The organism is Streptomyces sp. NPDC054863, from assembly GCF_053610825.1.
Genome location: NZ_JBSGZD010000379.1, coordinates 1 through 6,711 on the forward strand (window position 1 = coordinate 1; position 6,711 = coordinate 6,711).

Here is a 6,711-nt window from a genome sequence, read left to right on the forward strand (position 1 = left end):
GGCTCGGACCGCACGGCTGCTCGCCGATCCGGGGCTCAGGCCGTACGGTCCGTTCCCGTGCCGGGGTTCGGACCGCACGGCTGTTCACCGTGCCGGGGTTCAGACCGTACGGATCGCCAGTGCCCGTCGCAGGTCGTCGAGTTGGTCGACGAGCTTGCGGCGCAGTGCCGGGGTCAGGGCGGTGTTCCGGAGGTGGTCCTCGCCCAGGGCCAGCGAGGCCGCGTCCACCGCGTGTACGGGGAAGGCGTGGCGTCCGGCCGCTTCCGCGATGGCCGGGCCGCGGCGGTCGGCGAGTGCTGCTGCCGCCGGGTAGTACGTGGCGACGTACTCCTCGACCAGTCCGGCCTGTTCGGGCTGCCAGAAGCCTTGGGCGGTGGCGGCGAACAGGTAGTTGGAGAGGCTGTCGGAGGTGAAGAGCTGTGCCCAGGCGGCGGCCTTGGCCTCGGCCGTGGGGAGTGCGGCGCGGCAGCGGGCGGCGCCTTCCTGGCCGGTGGCGCTGGGGTCGCGGTCGAGTGCGGCGGCGATGGCGGCTTCGTCGGTGGCGCCGAGTACGGCGAGGCGGTGCAGGATGCTCCAGCGGAGTTCCGGGTCGAGGAGGGGGCCGCCGGGGACGCTGTCGGATTCGTACCAGTCCTGGATGCTGTCGGGCTGGGTGGCCGCGCCGATGAAGTGGCGTACGGCGGTGAGGCGCAGGCCGGGGTTGTTGCCGTCCTCGGTGCGGCGGATGAGGTCGCGGCAGAGGTCGGTGAGGGTGGCGAGGGCGGCGGGGCGTTCGGCGGGGGTGAGGTAGCGGTCGGCGATCTGGCCCGCGGCGAAGGCGAGGACGCCCTGGACGACGGCGAGGTCGGTTTCGTAAGGGAGATGGGTGCGGGTGGCGGCGAGGTAGGCGGTGGGCGGGAGTTGGCCGTCGCGGACCATGTCGCGGGCGGCGTTCCAGATGACGGCGCGGGTGAGGGGGTCGGGGATGCCGGAGAGGGCGCGCAGCGCGGTGTCCCAGGAGGCGGGGTCGAGGCGGACCTTGGCGTAGGTCTGGTCGCCGTCGTTGAGGACGAGGAGCGCGGGGCGGCGGCCGGGTCGGGGGTGCCTGCCCGGGGCGGCGGCCGGAGTGGCAGCCGGGGTGGCGGCCGGAGTGGCAGCCGGGGTGGCGGCCGGGGAGCCTCCCCCTACGTCCGGAGTGCCTCCCGCCACACCCGGGCCGCCTACCCCTACGTCCGGGGCGCCTGCCGCCACGTCCCGACCACCTGTTGCCGCGTCCGGATCACCTGCCGCTGCGTCCAGGCCGTCTCCCGCCGCGCCCGGATCGCCTGCCGTCACGTCCAGTTCGAAGCGTTCGCGCAGGACGAGGGCGTCGGGGTCGACCAGGTCCTGGTCGTACGCGCCGACCGTGATGCGGTGCGGGCGGGTGCCGGTGTGGGTGATGTCGAGGGTCCAGCCGGCGTCCGTGTCGGCGAGAGCCGGGGTGAGGGTGTCGACGCCGGTCGTGCGGAGCCAGGAGTCGGCCCAGGCGTGGACGTCGCGGTCGGTGGCCGAGGCGAGGTTGTCGATGAAGTCGGCGAGCGTCGCGTTGGCGAACTTGTGGCGGGCGAAGTGGGTGTTGATGCCGGCCAGGAAGTCCTTCTCGCCCATCCAGGCGACGAGTTGGCGCAGGGCGGAGGCGCCCTTGGCGTAGGAGATGCCGTCGAAGTTGAGGAGCGCGGACGCCGTGTCGGGGACGGCCTCCGGGTCCGGTGCGACGGGGTGGGTGGAGGGGCGCTGGTCGGCGTCGTAGCCCCAGCCCTTGCGGGCGACGGCGAAGTCGGTCCAGGTGTCGGTCCAGGCGGTCGCTTCGGCGAGGACCTGGTAGGCCATGTACTCGGCGAAGGACTCGTTGAGCCAGATGTCGTCCCACCACTGGAGGGTGACGAGGTCGCCGAACCACATGTGGGCCATCTCGTGGGCGACGGTGAGAGCGCGCGACTGCCGCTCGTTGTCGGTGACGGCGGACCGGAAGATGTACTCGTCGCGGAAGGTGACGAGGCCGGGGTTCTCCATGGCGCCCGCGTTGAACTCCGGGACGAAGGCCTGGTCGTACGAGTCGAAGGGGTACGGCTCGTCGAACTTCTCGTGGAAGCGGTCGAAGCACGCGCGCGTGACGGCGATGAGTTCGTCGGCGTCGGCGTCGAGGTGGGGGGCGAGGGAGCGGCGGCAGTGCAGACCGAAGGGCAGGCCTGCGTGGGAGGTGCGTACGGAGTGCCAGGGGCCTGCGGCGACGGCGACGAAGTAGGTGGAGAGGAGGGGGGTCGGGGCGAGCGTCCACTTTCCTGCGCCCCGGTGGGTGGCGATGCTGTTGCCGAGGACGGTCCAGCCTTCGGGGGCGGTGACGGTGACCTCGAAGACGGACTTGAGGTCGGGCTGGTCGAAGGCGGCGAAGACGCGCTGCACGTCGTCGAGGAAGAGCTGGGTGTAGAGGTACGTTTCGCCGTCGGCGGGGTCGGTGAAGCGGTGCATGCCTTCGCCGGTGCGGGAGTAGGTCATGGCGGCGTCGACGTGGAGTTCGTGGGGGCCGGCGGTGAGGCCGGTGAGGGGGAGCCGGTTCTCGGTGAGGGCGGCCGGGTCGAGGGGGTGCCCGTCGAGGGTGACGGAGCGCAGGGTGGCGGGCTTGAGCTCAAGGAAGGTGTCGCCTGCCGTGTGCGCCGTGAAGTGGATGACGGTACGGGAGTCGAAGGTGTCGTCTCCGCCGGTCAGATCGAGGTCGATCGTGTACCGCTGTACGTCGATGAGTCGGGCTCGGGTCTGCGCTTCGTCGCGCGTCAGTACGGACATGGGGACATGCTGCCTGATGGGTGGGGGGCGGCTTCAGCCCGTCCGGCGATCGAGGACACGTGGGCGCAGCCCGGGCAGAGGTCCGGGACGCAGCCCCGGCGCGGATCCGGGACACAGCGCCAGCGCGGGCCCGGAGCACAGCCCTGGCAGAGGCCCGGGACACAACCCCAGCACCGGTCCGGCGCGCAGCCCCGGCAGAGGTCCGGGACGCAGCCCAGGCGCGGGCCCGGGACAGCCCCAGCACCGGTCCGGCGCGCAGCCCCGGCAGAGACCCGGGACACAGCCCAGGCGCGGGCCCGGAGCGCAGCCCCGGCAGAGGCCCGGGACACAGCCCCGGCAGGGGTCCGGCGCAGCCTCGGCAGGGATCGCAGTCAGGGCCTCGGCCGCACGAGCCCCCCGCTCACTCCTCCGGTGCTTCCGCGATCTGCTCGTGGTGGCGGATGACCTCCGCGATGATGAAGTTCAGCAGCTTCTCGGCGAAGGCCGGATCGAGCTTGGCGCTCTCCGCGAGGCCGCGCAGCCGCTCGATCTGGCGGGATTCGCGGGCCGGGTCGGCGGGCGGCAGCTGGTGTTCGGCCTTGAGGTGGCCCACCTGCATGGTGCATTTGAAGCGTTCGGCGAGCATGTGGACGACTGCCGCGTCGATGTTGTCGATGCTGTCGCGGAGCCGGCCGAGTTCGGTGCGTACGGCCGGGTCGACGTCGGTGGGCGCGGTGGGGGCGGCGGGGTCGCGGGGGCCCGTGAAGCTACTGGTCATGGTCATCGAGCTTACGACGGTCAGGTGGCGATCGTGGGCGGATGTTCGGGATCCGGGATCTGGTTGCTCCAGCCACCGGGAACGGTGCGTCCCTGTTGTTCGCGGAAGCGGACGGGAGCCGTCCCGACGCGTCGGGTGAAGAGGCGGGAGAAGTAGGCGGGGTCGTCGTAGCCGACTCTGCGGGCGACGGCGGCGACGGGGAGTTCGGTGGCGGCGAGGAGTTCCTTGGCGCGGCCGAGGCGGATGCCCAGGAGGTAGTCCTTGGGGCTGCAGCCGGCTCCGCGGCGTACGGCGGTGCGGAGTTCGGCGGGGGTCATGCCGTGCCGGGAGGCGTGTTCGGCGACGGACAGCGGCTGGAACGCGTCGCGGGCGAGCGCCTGGAGCACGGGGTCGCCGTCGGCGCCGAGGTCGGCGCGGGCGCGGCGCAGGGCGACGAGGAGTTCGTGGACGGCGGCGCCGGTCTCCACTTCGAGGAGCGGGTTGCCGCGGCGTGCGGCCCGTGCAATGCGGCCGACCGCGGCGCGGGCGCCCGCGGTGTCGGCGAGCGGGACCACGGGGCGGTCGGGCTCTATGTAGCCGAGTTCGGTGTACGTGGCGGTGGCGGGGCCCGTGAAGTCGACGAAGCTCTCGTCCCAGCCGGTCTCGGGGTCGGGTCCGTAGTGGTGCGGGATGCCGGGGGTGACCCAGAGGAGGGCGGGTGCGGTGACGGTGGTGCGGCGGCCGTCGGCGCCGCGGTACCAGCCGGAGCCCGCGCTGATGACGATGGCGACGTGGTGGTCGAGGGTGCGGGGGCCGACGGTGGGGAGCGTGCCGTGCTGGAGGCCGACTCCGAGGCAGACCAGGCCCAGTTTGTGGTGGGTGGGGCTGGGGGTGAAGTAGCGCATCCAGGTGTGGTACATCCGCGTCCCTCGTCATCCGTCGTCCGGCGTCGGCCGGCTCGTCCCGCACGGTCGTACCCAACCGTCCAACTTCCGTTGATCTTTGTCCATGGACCGGCCCGCCCGCCTGGGGGGAGGGTGGGGCACTGTTGACGTACGAGGACGGGCGGGGGCCGTGGCTGACTTCACGGTGGGTGAGACGGACTTTCTGCTGGACGGGCGGCCGGTGCGGCTGCTGTCCGGTGCGCTGCACTACTTCCGGGTGCACGAGGAGCAGTGGGGGCACCGGCTGTCGATGCTGCGGGCGATGGGCCTCAACTGCGTGGAGACGTACGTCCCGTGGAACCTGCACGAGCCGGCGCCGGGGCGGTTCCACGACGTGGAGGCGCTGGGCCGGTTCCTGGACGCGGCGCAGGAGGCCGGGCTGTGGGCGATCGTCCGGCCGGGCCCGTACATCTGCGCAGAGTGGGAGAACGGCGGGCTGCCGCACTGGCTGACGGGCCCGCTGGGCACGCGGGTGCGCACGCGCGACGGTGCGTATCTGGGGCAGGTGGAGCGGTGGTTCAGGCGGCTGCTGCCGCAGGTGGTGCAGCGGCAGATCACGCGGGGCGGTCCCGTGCTGATGGTGCAGGTGGAGAACGAGTACGGGAGTTACGGCTCCGACCAGGTCTATCTGAGCCGTCTGGCGGGTTTCCTGCGCGAAGTGGGTGTGAGTGTTCCGCTCTTCACTTCGGACGGGCCCGAGGACCACATGCTGACGGGCGGGTCGGTTCCGGGGGTGCTGGCGACGGCGAACTTCGGTTCCGGTGCGCGGGCGGCCTTCGACGTGCTGCGGGCGCACCAGCCGTCGGGGCCTTTGATGTGCATGGAGTTCTGGTGCGGTTGGTTCGACCACTGGGGTGCCGAGAAGGTCGTGCGGGATGCCGGGGACGCGGCGGCGGCGCTGCGCGAGATCCTGGAGTGCGGGGGGTCGGTGAACCTCTACATGGCGCACGGGGGTACGAACTTCGCGGGCTGGGCGGGTGCGAACCGGGCCGGTGAGCTGCACGGCGGTGAGCTCCAGCCGACGGTGACCTCGTACGACTACGGCGCTCCGGTGGACGAGTTCGGGCGGCCGACCGAGAAGTTCTGGCGGTTCCGGGAGGTTCTTGAGGAGTACGCACAGGGGCCGCTGCCGGAGGTGCCGGAGCCTGTGGCCCTGCTCGCTTCTTCCGTGCGGGTGGACTTCACGGGGTGGGCGCCGTTGGGCGAGGTCGTGGACGCGCTCGGCGGGGAGGAGACGGAGCGCGGGATTCCGGCGACGTTCGAGGAGCTGGGGGTGGGCCGTGGCCTGGTCCGCTACCGGGTGGACGTGCCGGGGCCGCGGCAGCCGTATCCGCTGGGTGTGCGCGGGCTGCGGGACCGGGCGGTGGTGTACGTCGACGGGGAGCGGGCGGGGGTGCTGACGGCCGAGGACGCGTATCTGGCGGAGCCGGTGGCGGGGCCGGCGGCGGTGGAGCTGTGGGTGGAGTCGCTGGGCCGGGTCAACTACGGGCCGCGGGTCGGGGAGTCGAAGGGGCTGACCGGGGGCGTCCTGCACGAGCGGCAGTACCTGCACGGGGTGCGGTCGCGGGGTCTCTCCCTGGAGGCGTTCGACGACGCGGCGGCGGTACGGAAGGTGCCGGTGCGGGCGGCGGTGGGGGGTGCGGCCGGGCTGTACGTGGGCGAGTTCGCCGTCCCCGCCTCAGGCGTCGGGGACGCGGGGTTCGAACTCCCGGGGTGGACAAGGGGGTTCGTGTGGGTGAACGGGTTCTGCCTTGGTCGGTACTGGCCGCAAGCGGGGCCGCAGGGGTCGCTCTATGTGCCGGGGGCGGTGCTCAGGGAGGGCGCCAACGAGGTGTGGGTGCTTGAGGTGGAGGCGAGCGCGGGGGACTTGACGGGCCGGGTGGGGTAGGGCTCCCACGAGGGCGTGCCGTCGGGGGGCGCGGCTCCGCGTGGGGTCGGCGGCGTCAGCCGCCCACGAGGGCTCGGGGAACGGCAGTTAGGGGCGCGGGGAACTGCGCGACCAGCCACGACGCACCCGCACGACGCCCACGCACCCACCCCGCCCCGCGACCGGGCACCAAACGGCAGGCATTTAGGGGCGCGGGGAACTGCGCGGCCAGCCACAACGCACCCGCAGGACGCACACCCGCCCCGAAAAGGAGGGGCGGGCGCCGCAAGCACCGCCGGCGACCCACCGGCCGGTGCCCGCGCACCCGCCCCTCCCCCAGACCCGGCCGGAGAGGCTAAAGC

4 protein-coding genes are annotated in these 6,711 nt (G+C 72.8%); 1 reads left to right on the top strand and 3 read right to left on the bottom strand.

The genetic code is table 11. From position 1 onward, the window contains the following. Positions 1-99: 99 nt before the first annotated feature. The 3 genes from pepN to ACWGIG_RS35675 form a co-directional block, all read right to left on the bottom strand. Positions 100-2,802 carry an aminopeptidase N gene (gene pepN, locus ACWGIG_RS35665; RefSeq protein WP_453325857.1) on the bottom strand — a complete coding sequence of 901 codons (2,703 nt, stop codon included), beginning with the start codon at positions 2,800-2,802 and terminating at the stop codon, positions 100-102. Between the two features lie 400 nt (positions 2,803-3,202). Beyond that, positions 3,203-3,559, bottom strand: a complete 357-nt coding sequence (locus ACWGIG_RS35670; RefSeq protein ID WP_453325858.1) for a chorismate mutase — start codon at positions 3,557-3,559, stop codon at positions 3,203-3,205. A gap of 20 nt (positions 3,560-3,579) precedes the next feature. Continuing rightward, positions 3,580-4,458 carry a helix-turn-helix domain-containing protein gene (locus ACWGIG_RS35675; RefSeq protein WP_453325859.1) on the bottom strand — a complete coding sequence of 293 codons (879 nt, stop codon included), beginning with the start codon at positions 4,456-4,458 and terminating at the stop codon, positions 3,580-3,582. Between the two features lie 154 nt (positions 4,459-4,612). Here ACWGIG_RS35675 and ACWGIG_RS35680 point away from each other — a divergent pair, with 154 nt between their 5' ends. Next, a complete protein-coding gene (locus ACWGIG_RS35680) occupies positions 4,613-6,370 on the top strand; it encodes a glycoside hydrolase family 35 protein (RefSeq protein ID WP_453325860.1) in 1,758 nt (585 codons plus the stop codon). The last annotated feature ends 341 nt before the right edge of the window (positions 6,371-6,711 follow it).

Coding starts and splice junctions, on each gene's coding strand:
- ACWGIG_RS35670 (WP_453325858.1), bottom strand. CDS start 3,559: ATGACCAGTAGCTTCACGGGCCCCCGCGACCCCGCCGCCCCCACCGCG.
- pepN (WP_453325857.1), bottom strand. CDS start 2,802: ATGTCCGTACTGACGCGCGACGAAGCGCAGACCCGAGCCCGACTCATC.
- ACWGIG_RS35675 (WP_453325859.1), bottom strand. CDS start 4,458: ATGTACCACACCTGGATGCGCTACTTCACCCCCAGCCCCACCCACCAC.